The organism is Paracoccus marcusii (assembly GCF_028621715.1).
In the GTDB taxonomy this organism is placed as follows: Bacteria; Pseudomonadota; Alphaproteobacteria; order Rhodobacterales; family Rhodobacteraceae; genus Paracoccus; species Paracoccus marcusii.
The window spans coordinates 2662972-2688694 of record NZ_CP117466.1; the positions used below are offsets into that span (position 1 = coordinate 2662972).

At 69.4% G+C, this 25723-nt stretch carries 21 protein-coding genes and 1 tRNA gene; 6 read left to right on the forward strand and 16 right to left on the reverse strand.

Annotated features, from left to right (window positions below; genetic code table 11):
- Window positions 1–84: 84 nt before the first annotated feature.
- Window positions 85–1341 carry an Nramp family divalent metal transporter gene (locus tag PRL19_RS13195; RefSeq protein ID WP_045999154.1) on the forward strand — a complete coding sequence of 419 codons (1257 nt, stop codon included), beginning with the start codon at window positions 85–87 and terminating at the stop codon, window positions 1339–1341.
- On the opposite strand, the gene PRL19_RS13200 is transcribed toward PRL19_RS13195, so the two are convergent.
- From PRL19_RS13200 to PRL19_RS13230, 7 genes are read right to left on the reverse strand one after another with little or no spacing between them, the layout of a single operon-like run.
- A complete protein-coding gene (locus tag PRL19_RS13200) occupies window positions 1338–2120 on the reverse strand; it encodes a crotonase/enoyl-CoA hydratase family protein (RefSeq protein WP_273743237.1) in 783 nt (260 codons plus the stop codon). The two genes, PRL19_RS13195 and PRL19_RS13200, sit on opposite strands and share 4 nt — an antisense overlap.
- Entirely contained in the window at window positions 2113–2976 is an 864-nt protein-coding gene (locus PRL19_RS13205) for a hydroxymethylglutaryl-CoA lyase (RefSeq protein ID WP_273743238.1), read from the reverse strand. Before PRL19_RS13205 ends, PRL19_RS13200 begins: the two co-directional genes overlap by 8 nt.
- Window positions 2969–4894 (reverse strand): acetyl/propionyl/methylcrotonyl-CoA carboxylase subunit alpha, encoded by a 1926-nt coding sequence (locus PRL19_RS13210; protein WP_273743239.1) that lies wholly within the window; start codon window positions 4892–4894, stop codon window positions 2969–2971. Before PRL19_RS13210 ends, PRL19_RS13205 begins: the two co-directional genes overlap by 8 nt.
- 10 nt (window positions 4895–4904) lie before the next feature.
- Window positions 4905–6509, reverse strand: a complete 1605-nt coding sequence (locus PRL19_RS13215) for a carboxyl transferase domain-containing protein (protein WP_045983023.1) — start codon at window positions 6507–6509, stop codon at window positions 4905–4907.
- Window positions 6506–8053, reverse strand: a complete 1548-nt coding sequence (locus PRL19_RS13220) for an AMP-binding protein (RefSeq protein ID WP_273743240.1) — start codon at window positions 8051–8053, stop codon at window positions 6506–6508. The genes PRL19_RS13215 and PRL19_RS13220 overlap by 4 nt, the downstream gene beginning before the upstream one ends.
- A gap of 1 nt (window position 8054) precedes the next feature.
- Entirely contained in the window at window positions 8055–8543 is a 489-nt protein-coding gene (locus PRL19_RS13225) for a lysozyme inhibitor LprI family protein (RefSeq protein ID WP_045983021.1), read from the reverse strand.
- A complete protein-coding gene (locus PRL19_RS13230; RefSeq protein ID WP_273743241.1) occupies window positions 8543–9703 on the reverse strand; it encodes an acyl-CoA dehydrogenase family protein in 1161 nt (386 codons plus the stop codon). The genes PRL19_RS13225 and PRL19_RS13230 overlap by 1 nt, the downstream gene beginning before the upstream one ends.
- Window positions 9704–9847: 144 nt before the next feature.
- Between PRL19_RS13230 and PRL19_RS13235 the strand changes: the two genes are divergently transcribed.
- Window positions 9848–10387: a histidine phosphatase family protein gene (locus PRL19_RS13235; RefSeq protein WP_273743242.1), complete on the forward strand. Its 540-nt coding sequence runs from the start codon at window positions 9848–9850 to the stop codon at window positions 10385–10387.
- Window position 10388: 1 nt separating this feature from the next.
- Window positions 10389–11300, forward strand: coding sequence for an adenosylcobinamide-phosphate synthase CbiB (gene cbiB / locus PRL19_RS13240; RefSeq protein WP_273743243.1), 912 nt, complete (start codon window positions 10389–10391; stop codon window positions 11298–11300).
- A 4-nt stretch (window positions 11301–11304) separates the two neighbouring features.
- Here cbiB and PRL19_RS13245 read toward each other — a convergent pair whose 3' ends face one another.
- From PRL19_RS13245 to PRL19_RS13265, 5 genes are all read right to left on the reverse strand, one after another.
- On the reverse strand, window positions 11305–12081 hold the full coding sequence (locus PRL19_RS13245; RefSeq protein ID WP_139598615.1) for a transglutaminase-like domain-containing protein: 777 nt from the start codon (window positions 12079–12081) through the stop codon (window positions 11305–11307).
- Between the two features lie 102 nt (window positions 12082–12183).
- On the reverse strand, window positions 12184–13257 hold the full coding sequence (locus PRL19_RS13250) for a sensor histidine kinase (protein ID WP_273743244.1): 1074 nt from the start codon (window positions 13255–13257) through the stop codon (window positions 12184–12186).
- Between the two features lie 106 nt (window positions 13258–13363).
- A complete protein-coding gene (locus PRL19_RS13255) occupies window positions 13364–14587 on the reverse strand; it encodes an AGE family epimerase/isomerase (protein ID WP_337960260.1) in 1224 nt (407 codons plus the stop codon).
- 10 nt (window positions 14588–14597) lie between these two features.
- Complete coding sequence (locus PRL19_RS13260) at window positions 14598–16889, reverse strand: Tex family protein (RefSeq protein ID WP_273743246.1); 2292 nt, start codon at window positions 16887–16889, stop codon at window positions 14598–14600.
- Window positions 16890–16928: 39 nt separating this feature from the next.
- Window positions 16929–19478 carry a cation:proton antiporter gene (locus PRL19_RS13265; RefSeq protein ID WP_273743247.1) on the reverse strand — a complete coding sequence of 850 codons (2550 nt, stop codon included), beginning with the start codon at window positions 19476–19478 and terminating at the stop codon, window positions 16929–16931.
- A 217-nt stretch (window positions 19479–19695) separates the two neighbouring features.
- Here PRL19_RS13265 and PRL19_RS13270 point away from each other — a divergent pair, with 217 nt between their 5' ends.
- Window positions 19696–20763: an alkene reductase gene (locus PRL19_RS13270; protein WP_273743248.1), complete on the forward strand. Its 1068-nt coding sequence runs from the start codon at window positions 19696–19698 to the stop codon at window positions 20761–20763.
- Window positions 20764–20830: 67 nt separating this feature from the next.
- Here PRL19_RS13270 and PRL19_RS13275 read toward each other — a convergent pair whose 3' ends face one another.
- From PRL19_RS13275 to PRL19_RS13285, 3 genes are all read right to left on the reverse strand, one after another.
- Window positions 20831–21100 carry a hypothetical protein gene (locus tag PRL19_RS13275; RefSeq protein WP_045999139.1) on the reverse strand — a complete coding sequence of 90 codons (270 nt, stop codon included), beginning with the start codon at window positions 21098–21100 and terminating at the stop codon, window positions 20831–20833.
- Between the two features lie 174 nt (window positions 21101–21274).
- Window positions 21275–22681, reverse strand: coding sequence for a type I glutamate--ammonia ligase (gene glnA / locus PRL19_RS13280; protein WP_045983010.1), 1407 nt, complete (start codon window positions 22679–22681; stop codon window positions 21275–21277).
- Between the two features lie 75 nt (window positions 22682–22756).
- Window positions 22757–23095 (reverse strand): P-II family nitrogen regulator, encoded by a 339-nt coding sequence (locus PRL19_RS13285; protein ID WP_042248864.1) that lies wholly within the window; start codon window positions 23093–23095, stop codon window positions 22757–22759.
- Between the two features lie 155 nt (window positions 23096–23250).
- Between PRL19_RS13285 and PRL19_RS13290 the strand changes: the two genes are divergently transcribed.
- Both PRL19_RS13290 and PRL19_RS13295 read left to right on the forward strand, forming a co-directional pair.
- Complete coding sequence (locus PRL19_RS13290; RefSeq protein ID WP_273744512.1) at window positions 23251–24840, forward strand: NAD(P)H-hydrate dehydratase; 1590 nt, start codon at window positions 23251–23253, stop codon at window positions 24838–24840.
- A gap of 47 nt (window positions 24841–24887) precedes the next feature.
- A tRNA-Leu gene (locus PRL19_RS13295) sits at window positions 24888–24972 on the forward strand.
- Window positions 24973–24987: 15 nt separating this feature from the next.
- On the opposite strand, the gene PRL19_RS13300 is transcribed toward PRL19_RS13295, so the two are convergent.
- Entirely contained in the window at window positions 24988–25722 is a 735-nt protein-coding gene (locus PRL19_RS13300) for a COG3904 family protein (RefSeq protein ID WP_139599046.1), read from the reverse strand.
- Window position 25723: the final 1 nt, after the last annotated feature.

Below are 25723 nucleotides of genomic sequence, written 5' to 3' on the forward strand. Positions count from 1 at the left end.
CGCGGCGGGGTTTTCCGTTTGTGCCATTTGCGCATCCTGCAGTTTCGCGTCATGGTTTGCGCGGACATTTAGGGATGAGGACAGATGACACCACCCAATCGCCCCCAAGCCGAACCGCGCTGGAGCCTGGTCGGCCCAGGCTTGGTCGTGGCCGCAACCGGCGTCGGCGCGGCCGACCTGATCGCCACGACCGTCGCGGGCAGCAAATACGGCTATGCCCTGCTGTGGGCCGTCGTTGCGGGCTGCATCATGAAGATCGTGCTGGTCGAGGGTGCCGGCCGCTACAGCCTGGCCACCGGCAACACCATCTTCGAGGGATGGAGCACGCTTGGCAAATGGACCAGCTGGTATTTCGGCCCCTACATCGTGATCTGGGGCTTTGTCTATGGCGCGGCGGCGATGGCCGGGACGGGGCTGGCGCTGACCTCGCTGATGCCGTTCCTAGGCGTTCCGGCCTGGGGCATCCTGTCGGGCCTGTTGGGCCTGGCGCTGGTCTGGTCGGGCCGCTACGACCTGTTCGAACGGGTGCTGACCGCGATGGTCATCCTGATGTTCATCGCCATGGTCCTGGCCGCCGCAGCCACCCTGCCCAACCTTGGCGAGGTCTTGACTGGCCTTGCCCCGATGATCCCGGATGGCGCGATGATCAACGTCCTGTCCGTCGCGGGCGGGGTCGGCGGCACGATCACTCTGGCGGCCTATGGCTACTGGCTGCGCGAGAAGGGCTGGGACAGCCCGCGCTTCATGTCGGTCATGCGCATCGACAACGCGGTCGCCTATCTGGTGACCGGCCTGTTCGTCGTGGCGACGCTGATCGTTGGGGCGGAACTGCTCTACTCAGCGGGCATCGCCATCGGCGGCGGTGATCAGGGCATGGTCGACCTGTCCCGCGTCCTGGGTGAACGCTATGGACCCTGGCTCAGCAAGCTGTTCCTGATCGGGTTCTTCGCGGCATCGTTCAGCTCGCTGATCGGGGTGTGGAACGGGGTCAGCCTGATGTTTGCGGACTTCATGGGTCATGTGCAGGGCAAGCCGCACGCCCATCCCGACCGCCTGGCGGGAGGCCGCTACTATCGCGCCTACATCGTCTGGCTGACCATCCCGCCCATGGCGATGCTGTTCCTGGGCCAGCCGGTGCTGCTGATCCTGGCCTATGGCGTGCTGGGCGCGCTGTTCATGCCGTTCATGTCGGTCACGCTGCTGTGGATCCTGAACACCGACCGCGTACCCGCCGAATGGCGCAACAAGCCTCTGACCAACATCCTGCTGGTCATCTGCACGCTGGCCTTTGCTGCGCTGGCCGTCGATCAGCTACGCAGCTCCATCATGCGGCTGTTCTAGGACTGCCAGGCGGGCTTGCGCCTGTCGAAGAAGGCCGAGATCCCCTCGGGGGCTTCGGCGCCTTGCCAGACAGCGACCAGGCGGTCGATGCTGTCCTCGATGACGGCGGCGTCGATGCGCGGACCAAGCGCGCGGCACTGCGCCTTGGCCGCCGCGACCGCCCCCGGTGCCGCCTGGAGGAAGGGGGCCACCTCGGCCTCCACCGCCGCATCCAGATCCGCCGCTGCGACCCGGCGCCACACCAGGTTCAGGTCCACGGCCTCCCCGGCATCGAACAGGCGCGCCGAAAAGAACACCCGCCGCGCCGCGGGCTCGCCCATGCGGGCCAGCACATAGGGGCCGATGGTCGCGGGGATCAGGCCCAGCCTGACCTCGGTCAGCCCGAACCGCGCCGTGTCGGCAGCCACCACGATGTCGCTGACCGCCATCATGCCCACGCCCCCACCAAAGGCATTGCCCTGAACCCGCGCGATCAGCGGCTTGGGCAGCAGGTTCAGCGCCGAGAGCATTCCGGCCAGCGCCCGCGCGCCCTCGCGCCGCGTGGCGTCATCCGCGGCCATCTGCTCGCGCATCCAGCCGAGATCACCGCCCGCGCAGAAGCTGCCGCCTTCGGCCGCCAGGATCACCACGCGCACGGCCGGGTCCGCGCCCAGATAGGCGGCGGCCTGGGTCAGCTCGTCCATCATCGGGCGGGACAGGGCGTTGTGCTTTTCCGCACGCGTCAGCCACAGGGTCGCCACGCCACGGTCGTCGCGGTCGATGCGGATGGTGTCAGGCATCAGGGGCCTCCCTCAGGGCGCGGGCCATGGCGGCGGCGCGGGTGATGATCTCCATGTCCAGCCCATGCGCGAAGCCGCGCGTGTCCAGATGGCGGGCCAGCGCCTCTGTCGCGACATTGCCTGCCGCACCCGGTGCATAGGGGCAACCGCCCAGGCCGCCGACCGCGGCGTCGAAGACCCGCAACCCGCGCTCCAGGCTGACATCCACATTCTGCAGCGCCCGCCCGGCGGTATCGTGGTAATGCCCTGCCAAGCGGTTGGCGGGCAGTTCCTCCAGCACGGCGGCCAGCATGGCGTCGATGGTCTCGGGGCGGCCCTGCCCGGTCGTGTCGCCCAGGCTGATCTGCTGACAGCCCATGTCACGCAGGGCGGCGGCCACGCGGGCCACGGCGGCCGGCGCCACCGGCCCGTCGAACGGGCAGTCGGTCACCACGCTGACATAGCCGCGCAGGGTGACGCCATCGGCCTGCGCCTGCGCCGCCACGGGGGCCATCCGCGTCAGGCTGTCGGCGATGCTGGCGTTCAGGTTTGCCCGGCTGAACCCCTCCGAGGCGCTGGCAAAGACCGCAACCGTGTCGGCCCGTGCCGCCCGTGCCGCCTGATAGCCGCGCAGGTTCGGCGTCAGCACCGCATAGCGCGTGCCGGGGCGGCGGGTGATGCCCGCCATCACCTCGGCCCCGTCCGCCATCTGGGGCACCCAGGCTGCGGGGACGAAACTGGTGACCTCAATATCCGCAAAGCCCGCCTGACTCAGCAGGTCGACCAGGGCGATCTTTTCGGCGGTGGGGATCAGCCGCTTCTCGTTCTGCAGGCCGTCGCGGGGGCCCATCTCGAAGATCTGGACGCGCTCAGCCATCAACGGGCTCCAGCCGGATCAGGGGTGCGCCGGCCTCGACCTGATCGCCGGCCTGGGCCAGAACCTCGGCCACCACGCCATCGGCGGCGGCGGTCAGGCTGTGCTCCATCTTCATGGCCTCCAGCACGGCCAGCCGGTCGCCCGCGGCGACGGCCTGTCCCGCCGTCACATGGACCGCCTTGACCAGCCCCGGCATCGGCGACCGGGCCACCCCGTCCCCCGCCCCGTCGACCGCCTTGCGCGCCAGCGGGTCCAGCGGGGTCAGGTGCACCACGCGGCCGCCAAAGACGCCGACGCCTGCCGGATGGGTCACGACGCGGTGGCGGCAGGGCTGCCCGTCCACCCACCAGCGCCCCGACTGCCAGCGCACCTCATGCGCGCGGTCCAGCGTGACGCGCGCCGCACCCGGCCCGGTCACCTCCAGCACCGCCTGACCGCCCTCCCACGCGATGGTGCGGCGCAGCGGCTGCCACAGGGTCGCGCCGCCGCGAACGGCGGGATCAGCCAGACCGGCCAGCCCGATGACGCCCAGAACCAAAGCGGCGCGGTCCTCGGCCCCGCCGTCCAGCAGAGACGGCAGGTCGCGGGCGATCAGGCCAGTGTCGACCTCGCCACGCTTGAACCCTGCATGACGGGTCAGCGCGATCAGAAAGTCCAGGTTCGTGACCGAACCCGCAACCTCGGTATCGACCAGCGCCTGCTCCAGCGCGCGCAGCGCGATGGCGCGCGTCGCGCCATGGGTCACGACCTTGGCGATCATCGGGTCGTACCACGGGCTGATCGCGTCGCCAGGACGCACACCGGTCTCGATCCGGGCGTGATCGGCAAAGCGCAGATGCGCCAGTCGCCCGGTCGCGGGCAGAAAGCCCGCCGGCACGTCCTCGGCGTAAAGCCGCGCCTCTAAGGCGTGGCCGGCCAGGGCGATGTCCTCCTGCCGCGCGGGCAGAGCTTCTCCGCTGGCCACGCGCAGCTGCCATTCGACCAGATCGATGCCGGTCACGGCCTCGGTCACCGGATGTTCGACCTGCAGGCGGGTGTTCATCTCCATGAACCAGAACCCGTCGGGCCGCAGCCCGTTCGCGCCGTCCACGATGAACTCGATCGTGCCCGCCCCGGCATAGCCGATGGCCTCGGCCGCGCGCACCGCGGCACCACCCATCGCCTCGCGCATTTCGGGGGTCATGCCGGGGGCCGGGGCCTCCTCGATGACCTTCTGGTGGCGGCGCTGCAGACTGCAGTCGCGTTCATAAAGATGCACGGCGCGGGTGCCGTCGCCGAAGACCTGTACCTCGATATGGCGCGGCTGCAGGATGTATTTCTCGATCAGCACGGCGGGGTTGCCGAAAGCGCCCTGCGCCTCGGACCGGGCGCTTTCCAGCGCATCGGCAAAGGCCGAGGGGTCGTCCACGCACCGCATGCCCTTGCCGCCGCCCCCCGCCACCGCCTTGATCAGCACCGGATAGCCGATCCGCGCGGCCTCGGCGGCCAGATGGTCCGGGTCCTGATCCGCGCCGTGATAGCCGGGCACGACCGGCACGCCCGCCTTCTCCATCAGCGCCTTGGCCGCGTCCTTGAGGCCCATCGCCCGGATCGCCGCCGCCGATGGCCCGATGAAGACCAGCCCCGCCGCCACCACCGCGTCGACGAAGTCGGGGTTCTCGGACAGGAAGCCATAGCCCGGATGGATCGCCTGCGCGCCGGTGGCCTGGGCCGCCGCGATGACCCTGTCGCCCCGCAGATAGCTGTCGGCGGGCGCAGGCCCGCCCAGATGCACGGCCTGATCGGCCATCTGGACATGGCGCGCATCGCGGTCGGCGTCGGAATAGACCGCGACCGTCGCCACGCCCAAGCGGCGGCAGGTGTCGATGACGCGGCAGGCGATCTCGCCCCGGTTGGCGATCAGGATCTTGTCGAACATGTCGTGCCCCTCACATGCGGAACAGGCCGAACCGCGTCGGCTGGATGGGTGCGTTCAGGCTGGCGCGCAGTGACAGGGCCAGGATGTCGCGCGATTGGCGCGGATCGATGATCCCGTCGTCCCACAGCCTCGCGGAGGCATAGAGGGGATGGGACTGGCGCTCGAACATCTCGACCGTGGGGCGCTTGAACTCTGCCTCGTCCTCGGGCGACCACTGGCCGCCGGCACGTTCGATCCCGTCGCGGCGGACGGTGGCCAGGACGCCCGCGGCCTGTTCGCCGCCCATCACGCTGATGCGGCTGTTGGGCCAGGTCCACAGGAAGCGCGGGGAATAGGCCCGCCCCGCCATGCCGTAATTGCCCGCGCCAAAGCTGCCGCCGACCAGCATGGTGATCTTGGGCACATTGGTGGTGGCGACCGCTGTAACCATCTTGGCGCCGTGGCGGGCGATGCCCTCGTTCTCGTATTTGCGGCCGACCATGAAGCCAGTGATGTTCTGCAGGAACACCAGCGGAATGTTGCGGGTGCTGCACAGTTCGATGAAATGCGCGCCCTTCTGTGCGGCCTCTGAAAACAGCACGCCGTTGTTGGCGATGATGCCCACCGGGCAGCCGTCGACATGGGCAAAGCCCGTGACCAGCGTCTCGCCGAAGCGGGCCTTGAATTCGTCAAAGCGGCTGCCGTCGACGATGCGGGCGATGACCTCGCGGATGTCATAGGGGGTGCGCAGGTCTGCCGGCACCACGCCCAGGATCTCCTCGGGGTCATAGGCGGGCGGTTCCGGCGACTGCCAGACGACGGTGTCGGGACGGCGGCGGTTCAGGTTGGCGATGGCGCGGCGGGCCTGGGCCAGCGCGTGGGCGTCGTCCTCGGCCAGGTAATCGGCCACGCCGGACAGGCGGGTGTGCACGTCGCCGCCGCCCAGATCCTCGGACGTGACCACCTCGCCGGTGGCGGCCTTGACCAGCGGCGGACCGGCCAGAAAGATCGTCCCCTGGCCGCGCACGATGATCGTCACGTCGGACATGGCGGGAACATAGGCGCCGCCCGCGGTGCAGGACCCCATGACGACGGCGATCTGCGGGATGCCCTTGGCGCTCATCCGGGCCTGGTTGAAGAAGATGCGGCCGAAATGGTCGCGGTCGGGAAAGACCTCGTCCTGGTTGGGCAGGTTCGCGCCGCCGCTGTCGACCAGATAGACGCAGGGCAGCCCGCATTCCTCGGCGATCTCCTGGGCGCGCAGGTGCTTCTTGACCGTCATCGGGTAATAGGTGCCGCCCTTGACCGTCGCGTCATTGGCCACGACCATCACGTCCTGGCCATGCACCCGCCCGACCCCGGCGATGACCCCCGCACAGGGCGCGGCCCCGTCGTACAGGCCATGTGCGGCCAGCGCGCCGATCTCTAAGAACGGGCTGCCGGGGTCCAGAAGGTTCGCCACCCGTTCACGCGGGGGCATCTTGCCGCGGCTGACGTGACGCTCCAGCGCCTTGGGGCCACCGCCGGCGATGGCAGCCTCCGCGGCCTCGCGGGCGGTCTCCAGCAGGGCCAGATGCGCGGTGCGGTTGGCGCGGAACCCCTCGGACGAAGGCAGCGCGGTCGAGGTCAGTTTCATCGTGTGGTCTCCTCGGCCAGGTCCAGATCGCGCAGCGCGCGACGCATGACCTTGCCGGTCACGGTCATGGGCAGGGCATCCAGAAAGGCGATCTCTCGGGGATAGGAATGGACGGCCGACCGGCTGCGGGCATGGGCCTGCAGGTCGGCGGCAAGGTCGGGCGACGGTTCATGGCCGGGCCGCAGCACGACATAGGCCTTGACGATTTCGGTGCGCAGCGCGCAGGGCTTGCCGACCACGGCGACCTGCGCCACGGCGGGATGGCGCAGCAGGCAGTCCTCGACCTCGGATGGACCGATGCGGTACCCGGCCGAGGTGATGACGTCGTCGTCGCGTCCGACGAACTGGACATGGCCGTCCCGGATGACGCCACGGTCGCCGGTCACCAGCCAGTCGCCACGGAACTTGGCGGCCGTGGCCTGCGGGTTCCGCCAGTATTCCAGCATCATGCTGCCGGCGCCGCGGCGGATGGCGATGTCGCCCTCGGCATCGGTGGGCCGGCCCTGCGCGTCGATCACCGCCAGTTCGAACCCGGGCACCGCGCGCCCGATGGCGCCGGGACGGGCCGGAAACATCGCGCCGCTGCCCGATGCGACCATGTTGCATTCGGTCTGACCATAGAATTCATTGATCTGCAGGCCGAATGCCTCCCGGCCCCAGTCCAGCATGGGGGCGCCAAGCGTCTCTCCGCCCGATGCGACGCTGCGCAGGCCGGGCAGGCGAACCCCCGCGACCTTGAGCATCCTCAGCGCGGTGGGCGGCAGAAACACGTTGCGGATGCCGCAGTCGCGGATCAGGCCCGCGACGGCATGTGGATCGAACTTGGCCATCGGGGTGGCGACCACCGGCACGCCAAGCGCAAGCCCCGGCATCGCCACGTCGAACAGACCGCCGATCCAGGCCCAGTCCGCGGGCGTCCAGATGACGTCGCCCGGCTGGCCCAGCAGGTCGTGGCTCATCTCGACCCCCGGCAGGTGACCGGTCAGCATGCGATGCCCGTGCAACGCGCCCTTGGGCGTGCCTGTCGTCCCCGAAGTATAGATGATCACCGCCGGGTCTTCCGGCCCGGTGTCGCGCGTGGCGAAGGGCCCGGCATCGGGCAGGCCGTCCTCGGGGACGATCACCCGCAGATGGGGGAACGGGGCCAGCATCCGGCGCCCTTGGGCGTCGGTGATGACGGTCGAGATACCCGCGTCGCGCAAACGCAGGTCAAGCGCATCCGGGCCGAACAGCTTGAACAGCGGGACAGAGATCGCGGCCGATTTCCACACCGCCAGATGCGCGGCCGCCGTCCAGGACGATTGCGTGCGCAGGATGCCGATCCGGTCGCCGCGATCGGCCCCAAGCGCGTGGGCCAGCGCATCGGTCATTGCCGCCAGCGTGGCGAAGGTCACCGGGTGCGGGGCGCCGTCATGGTCGATGATCGCCACCTGGTCCGCGGCATGGGCCAGGCACTGGTCGGCCATGTTCAGCCGCGCGGGGTACTGCCAGCGGAAATCCCGGCACAGCCGCGCGTGGTCCGCGTGATGCAGCAGGCGTGCCATCTCAGGGGCCTTCGCGCAGATAGCCGTCCAGCTGGTTCGCTTGACGCGCGGTCAGGGTCAGCGCGCATTGCGCGGCTGCGGGCCCCGCGCCGGTGCCGCCGCCCCATCGCGTCGCCTCGTATTCGCAGGCCGCGTCGCGGAAGGCGATCCAGGCGCGCTGCATGTCGCGCAGGGCGCCCGCCTGACGCGGACCCGCGGCGTCCATGCTGTCCAGTTCCGCATCGCCTGCCTCGGCCCGCGTCATCACCTCGCCATAGGCGGTGTTCAGGCGATCGTCCCACCAGTCGCGTTCGGCGCCCAGGCAGAACCCCATGCCGACCGTGCTGGACCCGCCCTCGCCCTCCATGCAGGCATTCGCGGCCAGGCCCGCACAGCTGTCGGGCGCCGCATCGCTGTCAAGGCAGGCCAGCACCGGCGCGGGATCAAAGGACGGCGCGTCCTGCGCCATCGCCGGGGCGGCCATCAGCGCCAACACGACCAGGATGCGCATCAGACCAGCCCCATCAGTTCGCGCCCGATCAGCATGCGGCGGATCTCGCTGGTGCCGGCCCCGATCTCCATCAGCTTGGCGTCGCGGAACAGGCGGCTGACGACGCTGTCGGACAGGAACCCGGCCCCGCCAAGCGCCTGCACGGCCTGATGCGCCTGCACCATCGCCTGTTCGCTGGCATACAGAACCGCACCCGCCGCATCCTGCCGCGTGACCTTGCCCGCGTCGCAGGCCCGCGCGACCTCGTAGACATAGGCGCGGGCGGTGTTCAGCGCGACATACATGTCGGCGATCTTGCCCTGCATCAGCTGGAACGACCCCACCGGCTGACCGAACTGCTTGCGTTCCGCCACATAGGGCAGGACCTGATCCAGGCAGGCCGCCATGATACCGGTGCCGATGCCGGCCAGAACCACCCTCTCGTAGTCTAGGCCCGACATCAGCACCCGAACGCCCCGGCCCTCCTCGCCCAGGACGTTCTCGAACGGGATCTCGACATTGTCGAAGATCAACTCGCCCGTGTTCGATCCGCGCATCCCCAGCTTGTCGAAATGCGGGCTGGTGGTGAAACCGGCCATGTCGCGTTCGACGATGAATGCCGTGATGCCCTTCGACCCGGCCTCGGGGTCGGTCTTGGCATAGACCACCAGCGTCTGCGCGTCGGGCGCGTTGGTGATCCAGTACTTGCTGCCGTTCAGCACATAGCGGTCGTTCTTCTTCTCGGCGCGCAGGCGCATCGCGACGACGTCGCTGCCCGCGCTTTCCTCGGACATGGCCAGGGCGCCGACGGCCTTGCCGCTGCACAGATCGGGCAGGTATTTCGCACGCTGCGCATCGGTGCCGTTCAGCTTGATCTGGTTCACGCACAGGTTCGAATGCGCGCCATAGGACAGGCTGATCGACGCGCTGGCCCGCGCGATCTCCTCGACCGCGATCACATGCGCCAGATAGCCCATGCCCGACCCGCCGTACTGTTCATCCACCGTGATGCCCAGCAGGCCCAGATCGCCCAGCTCGGTCCACAGCTGGTTGGGAAAGGCGTTGGTGCGGTCGGTCTCGGCCGCCAGGGGCGCGACGCGATCGGTGGCCCATCCGTGGACCATCTCGCGCAGCGCGTTCACATCCTCGCCCAGATCGAATTCCATGCCCCGCGTGAACATCGCGATCCCCCCTCCCCGGTTATTGAACGCTTGTTCATTTCCATAGCGCAGGCCGCGCCCGCCCGTCAAGCAGGCTGCGCCGGTTGGGCCGATGCGTCAAGCGCGGGGCTTGTCCCTGCCCGCCCGACGCGCCAAAGGAGGGCGATGCGACTGATGATCCTGCGCCATGCCCCCAGTCTTGCCGACGGCCTGCTGGCCGGCCGGCGCGATGTGCCTGCCGATTGCGGCGATTCTACCGCATTCGCGCGCCAGGCGGCCCGCCTGCGTCCCGCCCAGGTCATCGCCAGCCCGGCGCTGCGCTGCCGTCAGACGGCCACCGCCCTGGGGCTTGTGCCCGACAGGCTGGAGCCCGCGCTGTGGGAACAGGACCTCGGCGCGTGGGAGGGGATGGACCCGTCGCGCCTGCCCGACCTTGGTCCCCTGCCCGTCGATGCCCTGGCCCGCCACCGCCCCGACGGCGGTGAAAGCTTCGATGACATGGCCGCGCGGGTGATCCCGGTCCTGCAGGCACTGCGGCGGGACACGGTGATCGTGGCGCATGCGGGCACTGTGCGCGCGGCACTGTCCATGGTGGTCGGGCCTGCCGCCCTGTCCTTCGCGGTGGCGCCCCTGTCGCTGACCGTGCTGCAGCGCGCCGGTGCCGATTGGGCGGTGCAGACCGTCAACCTCCGCGCAGGAGACTAGGATGGCCGTGATCGCCCTGCTGGCGCTGGTGCTGGATGTGCTGATCGGTTGGCCCGATGCGGTCTATCGCCGGGTCGGGCATCCGGTGACCTGGGCCGGGCGTCTGATCGCGGCGCTGGATCGCACGCTGAACAAGGGCCGGGCGCGGCGCGCCAAGGGCGCGCTGACCGTGGTCGTCGTCCTGCTGGCGGCCATGATCCCCGCGGTCCTGATCCAGGCATGGCTGGGCCCGTGGGTCGCGGCCGTGCTGGCGTGGCCGCTGGTCGCGGCGCGGTCGCTGGACCAGCACCTGCGCGCGGTGGCCGTCCCCCTGGCGGCGGGCGACCTGGCCGCCGCTCGCGGTGCGACCGCGATGATCGTGGGGCGCGACGTCACCCGCGCCGATACGCCCGCGCTGTCCCGCGCCAGCCTTGAAAGCCTGGCCGAGAATTTCAGCGACGGCGTCATCGCGCCGCTGTTCTGGGCGGCGGTCGGCGGGCTGCCGGGCATCGCGGCCTACAAGGCGATCAACACGATGGATTCGATGATCGGCCACCGCACTCCCCGGCACGAGGCGTTCGGCATGATCGCCGCGCGCCTGGACGACGTGGCGAACCTGATTCCCGCGCGGCTGTCGGCGGGGCTGATCGCGATCGCGTCCGGTCGGCGCGCGAGGGCCGCGCTGCGGGTGACGCTGCGCGACGCGTCTGCCCACCGGTCACCCAACGCCGGCTGGCCCGAGGGCGCGATGGCCGGGGCCCTGGACTGCCGGTTGTCGGGTCCGCGCGTCTATGCCGACCGGGTCGCGGACGAGCCGTGGCTGAATGCCGCCGCGCCCGACCCGGATGCGGCGGACCTGCGCCGGGGCATCGCGCTGATCCGTCGCGCCACGGTGGTCGCGGCGCTGCTGCTGGCCGCGGTGGCGCTGCTCTGACGGATCAGAACAGCATGACCTCGACGCTTTGCGTGCGCAGTTCCGCGACCGAGTTCGTGGTCAGGAACGCCACGTCCGCCGCGTCGCGCCCGACCGCGACCAGGGCCATCTGGTCCGCATGGGCCATGCCGGTCGGATCGACCAGGTGCCAGTCGCCGCCCAGATAGACCTGCACGACCGCGTGGAAATCCTGCGGCTGGACATGGGGGGCATAGACGCTGGCGATGCGCGCGGGGATCTGCTGCGCGCGGCACAGCGCGATCAGCAGATGCGCATAGTCCCGGCAGACGCCGCGCCGGTCCAGGAAGGTGTCCGCCGCCGTTGTGTCCCCGTCGCTGGTTCCGGCGACATAGTCCAGATTGCGTTCCACCCAATCGCGCATCGCGGCGACCAGCGGGCCGCCCGTCAGCCCCTCGAACCGAGAGCCGGTGAAATGACCGAACCGTTCCGACTGGCAATAGCGCGAGGGCAGAAGATAGCGCAGCGCGTCGCCGGGCATGTCCTCGACCTCGACGGCCTGCAGGCTGGCCAGATCGGGACGCGGGCGGGTCACCTGTACCTCGGCCGAATAACGGCAGGTCAGCCGATCCTGCAGGCGCATGACGATGCGTTCGCCGATGCCCTCCTCGGCGGGAACGCGGGCCAGCTTCAGGGGCTGGCCCAGGTCGATGTTGGTGCGGTTCAGGATCTGTCCGTGAACGCCCGCCGCCTCGATCAGCAGCAGCGCGGGCCCGGGCGATTCCAGCGCATAGTCAAGCGTCACGTCGATCTTCATCCGCATCGGCGGCTCCTGTCAGGTTGGGGTGGGTCGGGAAAGGGGCAGAGCCGTGCCCGCTTGCGGGGCCATTGTCAATCGTCAAGCGGCGGCTTGGTTCCGCGGGCGTCAGGATGACGCAGCCGCATCCAGCATCACGGTGACGCGGAACCGGGCACCGCCCCGGTCAGAGGCACCGTGATCCAGCCCACCGCCCATCTGGCGGGCATAGATCAGGCAGATCTGCATGCCCAGCCCGCGCGCCACATCCGGGTCGAACCCGGCAGGCAGGCCCGGCCCGTCATCCGACAACGTAACGCTCAACGCGCCCGCGTTCTGCGCCAGGTCCAGCCACAGCCCCGGCCGCCGGCCCGGATTCGCGTGCTTGACGGCATTGCCGATCAGTTCGGCCAGGATCTGGCCGATCGCTGCCGCCTGCCCCGCCGTCACCCGCAGATCGCCCGCCAGCGCGTCGTCCACGGTGATCGCCGCCTCCAGCGCCTGCGCCAGGTCGGTCGCCAGCGCCTCGACATAGTCGCGCAGGCTGACATCGCGGCTGCCCGGGTCCAGGTGCAGCTGGTCGTGCACCCGCGCCAAGGTCGAGATGCGGTTCGCCGCATCGGACAGCTGCGCGCCCGCCGGGCCGCCGGCCTGCTGGCGCGCCTGCATCCGCAGAAGGGCGATGACCGCGGCAAAGCTGTTCTTCACCCGGTGGTCGATCTCTCCCATCAGGATGTGCTGACGGGCGATGGCCTCGTCCTTGCGGGCGACCTCCTGCTGCAGCTGCTGTCGGATGGTCACGCTGTCGGTCACGTCGCGCGACGACGCCAGGATGCGCACCACGCGGCCTGCCGCGTCCCGGACCCCCGACACGGTGACGTGCCACCAGCGCGGCGTGCCGCGCGCGGTCGGGCAGAAGGCCTCGAACCGGGTCACGGCGCCGGTCAGCGCCGCCTGCATCGCGTCGTTCAGCATCCGGTCCGCCTCGGGCGGCCACATCGACGGCCAGGGCCGCTGATCGACGCTGGCGAAATCGTCGATCTCCATCGCGCACAACCCGTTGCCGTTCATGAAGATCAGCCGCCCCTCGGGGTCCAGCAGCTTGATGCAATCCGGCGAGGCATCCAGAACCGACAGCGCGAATCCCGCTTCGGACCCGGCCAGCAGGTCGATCGCGCGCAAATTCGGATCGGTTGGAACCATGGATGAACCCGACAGTGACGCGGGCCTGTCCCGGCCCGCCGCTTGACGTCCCGCTTGGCCCTCCGGCCCGGTCACGTCAAGGACCAATCCGGACGGCACAGAAAGGTCAGCCAAGGCCCGCCGCGTCGCGCAAGGGACATGTGCGGGCCAGATCGCGCGCCTGATGCGACACGCCCCGCGCCAGCGGCAGCAGGTCGGCCTGCAGTGCGTGATAGATGTCGGGCTTGCCCCGGAACTGCGTCGCGGCCGGGCGGTCGTCATCGCCCAGCTCGGGGAACCACCCGCCGCGGGCATGGTCGATCAGACGCCCGTCCGCGAAGGCCCACAGGCGGCGGTACCAGTCGCCGTCGCCGGGTCGGGGGTCCAGCTTGATCAGGGCCGCCAGCGCGCCGATCGCCTCGGTCACCGGCCACCAATAGCGCGCCGAATTGTCCACGCGACCGTCGCGCAGCGTGTAGGCCAGCCCGCCCCGGTCGGCCCAGGCATCCGCCAGCGCCGTATCGACCAGCGCACGCGCCTGCGCGACCGCGCCTGTGTCGGGGCGCCCGGCCAGATCCCACCAGTACAGCAGCAGGCGCGCCATCTCGAAGCTGTGGCCCGGCGTGGTGCCGGCAGGGCGGAACATCGGGTTGCCGGCATAGGCATGGTCGGGCCGCCAGCGGTCGTCGTAATGTTCCGGGATGCGCCAGCCATGCACCGCCGCCTGCCCCGCGATGAAGAAATCCAGGATCCGCCCGGCACGGTCCAGATGGACGGGCGCGCCGGTCGCCTCGAACGCGGCTAGCAGCGCCTCGACCCCGTGCATGTTGGCGTTCATGCCGCGATAGGTCGAGAACGCCTGCCAGTCGCGCGTGAACTCGTCGCGGAACAGTCCCGCGTCGTGGTCCCAATAGTGGCGGTCCAGCACCTGCGTGATGTCGGCCAGCAGGCGATCCGCATCCGGGTGCCCGATCATCTTGGCGCTGGACGCGGCCAGCAGCACGAAGACATGGCCATAGGCCAGCTTGGGCCCTTCGACCGGCGCGGTGCCGTCCACGGCCCACAGATAGCCGCCGTGATCGGTGTCGCGATGCGCGCGCCACAGCCAGTCCATGCCCTGATCCACGATCCCCGCGCGGTCCGGTCGTCCGGCCATCTGCGCCAGCGCATAGGAATGGACCAGCCGCGTGGTCGTGTGCAGCTCCTGCACCGTGCCCGGCAGAGGGGTGCCGTCCAGGTCCAGCACATGAAAGCCGCCCTCGGGCCGGATGCTGGCATCGAAGAAGTCCAGCGCCCGGTGCGCGTCTCGCGCCAGAAAGGCGCGGTGATCGGTGTCGTCAAGCACGCTCATGGCCATCCCCTCAGCGTTTGCGCAGCGCGTCGGCCAGGGCCGAACCGAATGCGCCCGCCCCCTTGGGCGCGGCCTGCGCCGCACGGGGCGCGGGTTTCGCGGTCTCGCGCGCGGGGCGGTCGGCGGGGGCGTTGTCCTTGCGCATGGTCAGGCCGATGCGCTTGCGGGCCACGTCCACCTCGGTCACGCGGACGCGGACTACGTCGCCGGCCTTGACCACCTCGTGGGGGTCCTTCACGAAGCGGTCGGCCAGTTGGCTGACATGGACCAGCCCGTCCTGATGCACCCCGATATCGACGAAGGCGCCAAAGGCCGCGACGTTCGTCACCGTCCCCTCCAGTGACATGCCGGGGCGCAGGTCGCCGATCGCCTCGACGCCGTCGGCAAAGGTCGCGGTGACGAAACCGGGGCGCGGGTCGCGGCCGGGCTTCTCAAGCTCCGACAGGATGTCGCGCACGGTGGGCAGGCCGAAATCCTCGGTGACGAAATCCTGCGCCCGCACCGACTTCAGCGTCGTGCTGTCGCCCATCAGCGACCTCAGATCACGCCCGCAGGCAGCCACGATCTTGCGCGCGACGCCGTAAGCTTCGGGATGGACGGCCGATGCGTCCAGCGGTTCGGACCCTTGAACGCGCAGGAACCCCGCGCATTGCTGGAACGCCTTGGGGCCCAGACCCGCGACCTTCTTCAACGCGGCGCGGGACGGGAAGGCGCCGGTCGCATCGCGATGCGCGACGATGGCCTGCGCCAGCGACGGCCCCAGTCCCGCGACATGGGTGAGCAGCGCCGCAGAGGCCGTGTTAAGATCGACGCCCACCGCGTTCACGGCATCCTCGACCACGGCCTCCAGCGATTTTGCCAGCTGTCGTTGGTCCACGTCATGCTGGTATTGCCCCACGCCGATGGACTGCGGCGGCACCTTGACCAGTTCGGCCAGCGGGTCCTGCAACCGGCGCGCGATGCTGACCGCGCCGCGCAGGGAGACGTCCAGGCCGGGAAACTCCTTCGCGGCCAGTTCGGACGCGGAGTAGACCGAGGCCCCGGCCTCGGACACGATCACCTTGGTCGGCGCCTTGATCCCCTTGGGCAGGCGCTTCAGCACATCAGCGACCAGACGCTCGCTCTCGCGGCTGGCGGTGCCGTTGCCGATGGCGATCAGGTCGACGCCATGCCTGGCGATCAGCGCCGCCAGAGTGGCCTCGGCCCCGCGCAGGTCGTTCTTGGGCTGGAACGGATAGATGGTCGCGGTGTCCAACAGCTTGCCGGTGCCGTCCACGACCGCGATCTTGCAGCCGGTGCGGATGCCGGGGTCCAGCCCCAAGGTCGCGCGCGGCCCGGCGGGTGCCGCCAGCAGCAGGTCGCGCAGGTTGCGGGCAAAGACCTGGATCGCCTCGGCATGGGCACGGGCGCGCAATTCGGTCAGCAGATCGATATACATCGTGTTCGACAGCCGTACCCGCCAGGCCCAGCCCGCGACGCCGCGCAGCCAGTCGGCGCCCGGCCCCTGTCCGACCGCGCCCAGACCCCGCGCCACGATCCCCTCGGCCCGCGCGGTGCCGGTGTCCGGTTCGGGGGCGATGTCGATGGTCACGACCTCCTCCTTGGCGGCGCGCAGGATGGCCAGCGCGCGGTGGCCCGGAATGCCCGACCAGGTTTCCGAATGCGCGAAATAGTCGCTGAACTTGGCGCCCGCCTCCTCCTTGCCGGCCACCACGCGGGCGGCGATCACCGCATTGCCGCGCATGAACTCGCGCAGCGGGCCCAGAACCTCGGCATTTTCCGACAGTTCCTCGACCAGGATGTCGCGGGCGCCGTCCAGCGCGGCCTTGGCCGTCTCGACCGCGCCCGTCACATAGGTGGGCGCAAGGGTCGCCGGATCGCGCGACGGATCGGCCTGGATCGCGCGCAGCAGCGGCTCCAGACCGTTTTCGCGCGCGATCATCGCCTTGGTCCGGCGCTTGGGCTTGAAGGGCAGATAGATGTCCTCCAGCGCGGCCTTGGTCTCGGCCGCGCCGATGGCACGGGACAGATCGTCGGTCAGCTTGCGCTGGTCGCGGATCGATCCCAGGATCGCCGTGCGCCGCGCCTCCATCTCTCGCAGATAGGACAGGCGGTCGGCCAGGGTCCGCAGCTGCGTGTCGTCCAGGCCCCCCGTCACCTCCTTGCGGTAACGTGCGACAAAGGGAACCGTCGCGCCCCCGTCCAGCAGGTCGGAGGCGGCCGTGACCTGCGCGGGGCTGGCGCCGATCTCTGTCGCGATCTGGCGGGCGATGCGGGTGGCGGTCTGGGCAGAGATGTCCATGCGTGGGGGCCTTGTCGTCCGTGGGTCTTGCGCCCCGGTCTAGCCGCTTGCAGCGGTCTCGCCAAGCGGGGCGTCCTGGGCCAGTTCGGGCATGCGCAGGACCTCTCCGGCGACCGTCTTGCCGACGACACTGTCGCGCACCGCCTTGCGCAGCGCAGCGGACCGTTTCAGCAGGCGGCGGAACCCGGCCTCGTCCAGTACCAACAGCGTGCTGGGGGTGATCGCTCGGACCTCCGCCTTGCGGATGCGGCGGGTCAGCACGCCCATCTGGCCGAACATCTCTCCGCGGCCAAGGCGCGCGGTCTGGCCCGCGACCTCCTGCTCGACCGCGCCCGAAGCCACGAAGAAGACCGACCGCGCGGGCGTGTCCTTGCGGGTAATCACATGGCCCGCATTGACGTAACGCGTGCGGATCTCTCGGCTCAGGCGCTTCAGTTCGGAATCGTCCAGATCGGCGAACAGCGGGAATTGCCGCACGACCTGGTTCTTGCGCAGGGCCAGGTCCAGCTTGGGGCGGCCTTCGGACTGCTGGCGCCGCTGGCGGACATCGTCCATCAGCTGGATGTGCACCTCGGCGCCGATCAGGCCGTCGTCGCGCAGGGCGTTGTACTCGCGCTCCTCCAGCCGCAGGGCTGTGCGGCGGATGAAGCGGCGCTCCAGCTCCTCGGCATAGCCGGGAAACTGCAGGCGCAGACCCTCCAGGGCGGTCTCCACCGCCTCGATCCGCCGCTGCAGCAATTCGTGCAGCAGTTCGGCCACGCGCCGGCCGTGAATGCGCCGGATGCGCCGGTCGATGAACCCGTGAAGATCCCGCAGGATCAGACGCTTGCCCAGCAACATCTCGAACCGGTCCGCGGTCATGCGGGCCAGCGGGCCGGCCACGCCGATGCGGTTGCGCAGGAAGGCCGCGAACCGGAACGCCGGGCCATAGCGCAGATTGCGCCGGGCCGCGCGCTGATAGCCGGTGCGCCCGCCGGAACGCGCGCCCTCGATGACCCGGTCGGCGTCGAACAGCGCCTGCTCCGACAGTCGCGCCGAGATCGCCCGCTCGCGGAACCGCTGGACGATCATCTCGCGCTCGTGCGCGGCCAGGGCGATCAGGCCCAACGTGATGCGGTCGCGGTCCAGGATCTCGGCATTGTCCTCGGCCTCGGCGGCCTCGACGGCATTGTCCAGCCGAGCGGCAAAGCGCTTGGCTTCGGAACGTACCGTCTCTCGGGTCAGGTCATAGTTCTCGGTGACCGAGGCGACGCCCTCGCGCACCGACTGCAGCGCCACGGCGACGACCTGGTTCGACAGCGCCCGGTCCAGCGGCGACAGCTTGTCCAGCCCCAGAAGGGCAATGACGCCGCGCAGCGTGGTGCCCTGCACGATCAGCGTGAACAGGGTGAAGCCGGTGGCCAGGATGCCGACGATGCGCTTCGTTTCGACCGGCACGCGCAGGTTCTCGGTCACCGCCAGGGCCAGCGCCAGGGTCACCGCGCCGCGCAGTCCGCCCCACATGATCGCCACGCGATAGGGTCGCTGGATCTTGGGCGACAGGCGCAGCGTGGTCAGCATCGGCAGCAGCACGAACAGGATCAGCGCCCGCGCGACGAAGGCCGCGACCACCACCACGCTGACCAGGAACAGATCGTTCAGCCGCACCTCGCCCAGCAGGCGCGGGATCAGCAGCGCCGCCAAGATGAAGATCAGCGCCCCGGCCCAATGCGCCAGCAGGCCCCAGACCTCCTTGAGGTTGACCCAGAATTCAGGCGCCAGGCGGCCCGGACCCATCAGGTTCAGCGTCAGGCCGGACACCACGACCGCGATCACGCCCGACGCGCCCAGCAGCTGTTCCGCGCCGATGTAGGCCAGGTATGGGACCGCGACCGAGACGGATATCTGCGCCGTCTCGAACCGCCCGAACAGGCTCATCAACGCCAGCGCGATCCGCGCGACCAGCCATCCGGCCAGCACGCCGCCCACGATCAGGCCGGGGAACTGGCCCAGGGCCTCGCCCAGCTGCGGGTTCGGGACGCCCAGCATGACATAGGTCAGGAACAAGCCGAACAGCGCGATGGCGGCGGCGTCGTTCAACAGCGACTCGCCCTCGACGATGCGGGACAGGCGCTTGGGCGCGGACAGGCTGCGGAAGATGCTGACGACCGCCGAGGGGTCGGTGGTCGACACGATCGCCCCGATCAGCAGGCCCACCATCAGCGGCAGCCCCCCGATCCAGTGCAGCGCGAAACCGATGGTCAGGGTCGCCGCCACCACGGCCACCACGGCCAGCGTCAGGATCGGCACCCAGTCATCCATCATCCGCCGGATGTTCATCTCCAGCGTCGCCTGAAAGATCAGCGTCGGCAGGAAGACGTACATGAACACGCTGGACCGGATCGGCAGCGACAGGATGCCGACCGCCACCGGATTTAGCGTCTCTGTCACGTTGGTGCGTAGCAGGAACAGGGCGCCGCCGCCGATCAGGATACCCACCGCCGCCAGCATCACGCTGAACGGAAGGCGCAGGCGTGCGGCCAGGGGTTCCGCCGCTGCGATCAGCAGGAACAGCACCGCGGTAAAGGCAGTCAGCAACATGATATCCATGGCTTTCTGGATAGTCGCGGACCGACCGACATGGAAGGCCAACCCCGCCGCCCGCGCGCGTTTTTCCGCGCCGGTGACGGCGATGTGACGACGCGGCAGGCGGCCTTGAAATCGGGTCGCGTCACGCACAGCTGAAGGCCCGTGGGGCGCAGGGCGCCCCGCACTGACATTCCGGGCCGGACGGCCCCACAAGCAAGATCAAGAAAGGAGGACCCGCATGTCCTCGATGTTCGAACCCGTGACCCTGGGGGCGGTGACGCTGCGCAACCGGATCGTGATGGCCCCGCTGACCCGGTCGCGGGCGGGCGATGCACGCGTGCCCAACGACCTGATGGTCGAATACTATCGCCAGCGCGCCGGCGCCGGTCTGATCCTGTCCGAAGCGACCAGCATCATGCCGATGGGCGTGGGATACGAGGCGACGCCCGGCATCTGGAACGACGACCAGATCGCCGGCTGGTCGAAGGTGACCCAGGCCGTGCACGAACGCGACGGCCTGATCTACCTGCAGCTGTGGCATGTGGGCCGCATTTCCGACCCGCAGCTGCTGGGCGGGCAGCTGCCGGTGGCGCCGTCGTCGATCCAGCCGGACGGGCATGTCAGCCTGCTGCGTCCCAAGCGTGCCTATGTCACGCCCCGCGCCCTGACCACCGAGGAGATCCCCGGCATCGTCGAGGCCTATCGTCAGGCGGCCGAGAACGCGCGCCACGCGGGCTTTGACGGGGTCGAGATCCACGCCGCGAACGGCTATCTGATCGACCAGTTCCTGCAGGACCGCAGCAACACCCGCACCGACCAGTATGGCGGCGACATCCAGAACCGCGTCCGCTTCCTGAACGAGATCACCGATGCGGTGGTCGGCGTCTGGGGCGGCGACCGGGTCGGTGCCCACCTGGCGCCCCGCGGCGACAGCCATGACATGGGCGACAGCGATGCCCGCGCGCTGTTCACGCAGGTCGCCCGCGACATGCGCGCGCGCGGCGTGGCCTTCCTGTGCCTGCGCGAACGCGTGGCCGAGGACAGCCTGCTGGACGCCATCCGCGACGCCTTCGGCGGCCCGGTCATCGCGAACGAGGGCCTGACCCGCGAAAGCGCCGAGGCCCTGCTGGCCGAGGGTCGCGCCGATGCCGTGGCCTTCGGGCGCGATTTCATCGCGACGCCGGACCTGCCCGAACGGTTCCGTCGCGGCCTGCCGCTGAACGACCAGGACCCGGCCACATTCTATGCAGGCGGCGCCGAGGGATACACCGACTATCCCACCGCCTCCGACATCGCCGCGGAATGATCCGGCGTCACGCATGACAAAGGGGGCGGCCCATCGGACCGCCCCCTTTTTGCAACGCTGACGACGATCAGCTGTCGTCGCGGCTGGACCGCATGGCCGCGTCACCGGCCGACGGCAGCAGCGTGACGGACACGACATCGTCGGCCATCAGGTTGCGCTGGCCCAGTTCGCGGGCGGTGAACAGATCACCTGCGCGACGTTCGACCTTGACCTGCGCCATGGGCGCGGGCGCGAAATCGGGGCGTTCGCTCATGCCCGCCAGGCCGGCGGCGGCGGGCAGTGCGGACAGCGCCATCAGGGCGGCGGTGGTGGCGGCGGCAACAAGACGTTTCATCATGTCTCTCCTGGGTGTCATGTGGGTGGACCGTGTCGATCCATGCTTACAGACACGCCGGAAACCGACTTTCGTGACACCCTGTCACCAAACCGTGTTGTCCCGTGTGGTCGTCGTGATCGCATGAGAAAGGGGCGGCCCCGCAGGACCGCCCCCCGATCTGATCCGCGGACGGGATCAGCAGCTGTAATACATCGCGTATTCGATGGGATGGGGGGTATGCTCGTAGGCATAGACCTCTTCCCACTTCAGCGCGATATAGCCTTCCAGCTGGTCGCGGGTGAACACGTCGCCCTGCAGCAGGAAGTCCATGTCCTTCTCCAGTTCCTCCAGCGCCTCGCGCAAGGATCCGCAGACGGTCGGGATTTCGGCCAGCTCTTCGGGCGGCAGATCGTAGAGATCCTTGTCCGAGGCCGGGCCCGGATCGATCTTGTTCTTGATGCCGTCCAGGCCCGCCATCAGCAGCGCCGCAAAGCACAGGTACGGGTTGGCCGAGGGGTCGGGGAAACGCGCTTCGACGCGCTTGGCCTTGGGGCTCTCCGTCCACGGGATCCGGACGCAGCCCGAGCGGTTGCGGGCCGAGAACGCGCGCAGCACGGGGGCCTCGAAGCCCGGGATCAGGCGCTTGTAGCTGTTGGTCGACGGGTTGGTCAGCGCGTTCAGCGCCTTGGCATGCTTCAGGATGCCGCCGATGAAGTACAGCGCCTCCTGCGACAGGTCCGCATATTTGTCACCCGAGAACAGCGGCTTGCCGTCCTTCCAGATCGACATGTTGACGTGCATCCCCGACCCGTTGTCGCCCTTCATGGGCTTGGGCATGAATGTGACCGACTTGCCATAGGCATGGGCCACGTTGTGGATGACATACTTGTATTTCTGGATGTTGTCGGCCTGCTCGACCAGACCACCGAAGATCAGACCCAGCTCGTGCTGGCAGGTCGCGACCTCGTGGTGGTGCTTGTCGACGCGCATGCCCATGCGCTTCATGGTGGACAGCATCTCGCCGCGGATATCCTGGGCGGTGTCGACGGGGTTGACCGGGAAATAGCCGCCCTTGTGGGCCGCGCGGTGACCGGTGTTGCCCATCTCGTATTCGGTGTCGGTGTTCCAGGCGGCGTCGGCCGCGTCGATCTGGAACGACACCTTCTGCGGCGTCACCGAATAGCGCACGTCGTCGAAGATGAAGAATTCGGCCTCGGGTCCGAAATAGGCCGCATCACCGATGCCCGACGCCTTCAGATAGGCCTCGGCCTTGGCGGCGGTGCCGCGCGGGTCGCGCGAATAGGGCTCGTTCGTGTCGGGCTCGACCACGTTGCAATGCACGCACAGCGTCTTTTCGGCATAGAACGGATCGATATAGACCGAGGCGGGGTCCAGGATCAGCTTCATGTCCGACTGGTCGATCGACTTCCAGCCCGCGATCGAGCTGCCGTCGAACATGAAGCCTTCCTCGAAGAAGTCCTCGTCGACCAGGTCGCGGTCCAGCGTCACGTGCTGCAGCTTGCCCTTGGGGTCGGTGAAGCGAACGTCGACATAGGCGACATCCTCGTCCTCGATCAGCTTCAAGACATCCTTGATTTGCATCTCTTCCCTTTCTTCGTAGATGCGGCCCGGCGGCCTGGGCCTGCCGGGCGCGAAGGCCTGTGTAACTTCGGTCGATCAGACGGCGTCGTCGCCCGTCTCTCCGGTCCGGATGCGGATCGCCTGTTCGACGGGCAAGACGAAGATCTTGCCGTCGCCGATCTTCTCGGTGCGCGCGGCAGCGACGATCGCCTCGATGGCGGCATCGACCTGATCGTCGGGCAGCACCATCTCGATCTTCACCTTGGGCAGGAAGTCGACGACATATTCAGCGCCGCGATACAGTTCGGTATGGCCCTTCTGACGACCGAAACCCTTGACCTCGGTCACGGAAAGACCCTGCACGCCGACTTCCTGCAGCGCCTCTTTGACATCGTCCAGCTTGAACGGCTTGATGATCGCCTCGATCTTCTTCATCGCAATAGACCCTTCCTCGCGGCTTGCCTGAAGACTGATTGGCGCGTTTGATGAACCGCGTAAATGCAGCAGCATGATCTTGGAAGCCCCCAAGCCGTTTGTCCGGCTCGTATGCCTAATATTTCACCATTCAGCCCAAGGATTAATCATTGACCATGATGGAAGGCAGTGAAATCGTCACCGTCGCTCAAATGCGCGCCATCGAATCCGCGGCGATAGGCAGCGGCGTGACGTCCGGGCTGAACCTGATGACCCGCGCGGGACGCGCCGTCGCGGGCCAGATCCGCCTGCGCTGGCCGAGTCCGGGGCGGGCGGTCGTCCTGTGCGGGCCGGGCGCGAATGGCGGCGACGGCTTTGTCGTGGCGCGCGCGCTGGCGCAGGCGGGTTGGCGGGTCGATGTGCTGGGCGCGGCCCCGCGACCGGGCTCCGACGCGGCGGCGGCGCGGGCGCAATGGCCCGGGCCGGTCCTGCCGCTGACCCGCGCGGCGCTCTGCGCCCTGCCCGATGCCGATGTCTATGTCGACGCGATCTTCGGCACCGGCCTGACCCGCCCGCCCGAGGGCGAGGTCGCGGCCCTGCTGCGCCATCTGGGCGGCGAGGGCGGCGACGCGGCCTTCTATCGCCCGCGCCTTGTCGCGGTGGATGCGCCAAGCGGTCTGTGCCTGGACAGCGGCGTGATTCTGGGCTCGGGGCGCGCGGCCCCGCCCTGGCACGCGCTGCGCGTCGCGATGACCGTGACCTTCGACAGCCCCAAGCCCGGCCACCTGCTGGAGCATGGCCCGCTGACCTGCGGGCAGCTGGTCGTGGCCGATATCGGGTTGGAGCCGTTCCGCGTCCAGGGCGGGCGCGGCCTGCGCCCGGCGCTGATGACCGCGCTCTGGCCGCGCTTCGATCTGGCCGACCGGCGCCGCCCGCAGGGGCCGGGCGGCGAAGGGCCCTGGCTGCGCAAGCAGCAATCCGAGGGCGGGCACAAATACGCGCATGGCGCGGCGCTGATCGTGGCGGGGGGCGCGGTGTCGGGCGGCGCGGCGCGGCTGGCGGCACGCGCCGCGCTGCGCGTCGGCGCGGGACTGGTGACGCTGGCGCCCCCTGCGGCGGCGATGGCCGAACACGCCCTTCCCCCCGACGCGCTGATGCGGCGCACGGTCGACGATGCGGATGCCCTGGCAAAGCTGGCGTCCGACCGCCGCGGGATGGCGTTGTGCATCGGTCCGGGCTGCGGCGTCACGCGAGCAGCGGCGCTGCTGGAGGCCGTGCGGGCTGCGGCGCGGCCGGCGGTCCTGGACGCGGATGCGCTGACCGCGTTGGCCAAGGCACCGGGCGCCCTGCCACCGGATTGCGTGCTGACCCCGCATGGCGGCGAATTCGCCCGGCTGTTCCCCGATCTTGCCGACCAGCTGTCCACCGACGCACCCTCCCGCCCCAAACCCGCGATCCTGCGCGAGGCGGCGCGGCGCATCGGCGCGGTGATCGTGTTTAAGGGGCCGGACACGGTCATCGCCGACCCGCAAGGACAGGTGGCGATCCATTCGGACCCGCAAATTCCCTGGCTTGCCACCGCCGGATCGGGGGATGTTCTGGCGGGGATCATCACCGGCCTGCTGGCGCGAGGCCTGCCGGCATTCGATGCAGCCTGCCTTGGAGTACGCCTGCACGGGGCGGTCGCACGCCGGCATGGGCCGGGGCTGATCGCGGACGATCTGATCGACGGGCTGGCCCCCGTCATTGCCGAATGGGGCGGGTGATTTTTCCCCTCGCACTGCCCGCAGCCATTTGCTAGATCGCGGACAGCGCGGGTATGGCGAAATTGGCAGACGCACCAGATTTAGGTTCTGGCGCCGCAAGGCGTGGGGGTTCAAGTCCCTCTACCCGCACCACCACCGATCGATCGTTCAGCCTTCGGCCGGCGTGGTCAGGCCCAGTTCCGCCATCAGCTCCGGTTCCAGCACGTTGATCTCGGCCGGCGGGGTGCGCAGGGCATAGGTCATCAGCCGCAGATCGACCCCCATCTGCACCAGGTAATCCATCACCCCCGCCTGCGCGCGCTGCAGGTCGCTGACTGCCATGAAGGCGGGCAGGATCGTGTTCTGGCCGAAATAATGCTGGTGGACCCCCACCACGCCGCCCGCGGCCACCTGCCGCGTGGCGCCGCCCGCCAGGATATAGGGGCAGGCCGACAGGCAGACCGCCCCGTCGCCCACGCGGGTCGCATAGCCCGCCGCGCGGATCGTGCGCCCGATGGCTAGCGCGTCGGACACCGATCCGCCCGAACTGTCCAACGTCACCTGCGTCGCCGTCGGGCGTGTCCGGTCCAGCCAGGCGGCAAAGCGGTCCGCATCGCCCGGCGCGATCTGGCCCGCGATGGTGATCGCGTCATCGGCCTGATCGAATTCCAGCGCCTCGGGCATGGCGCGCATGGCGGGACCGCCCGGCTGCGACGGGTCCGACGGGCGCAGGTCGGGGCGATAGGGGCGCACGCTTGGCCCCTGTGCGGGCGGGGCGTACAACCCCGGCGCGGCCGATCCCGGTGCGCGCATCAGGTCCAGGCCGACGATGGCGCCCGCCAACAGCACCTGCGACACCAACACGGCCCGCACCACCTTGTGCGGGGAGGAGAACAGCCCCATC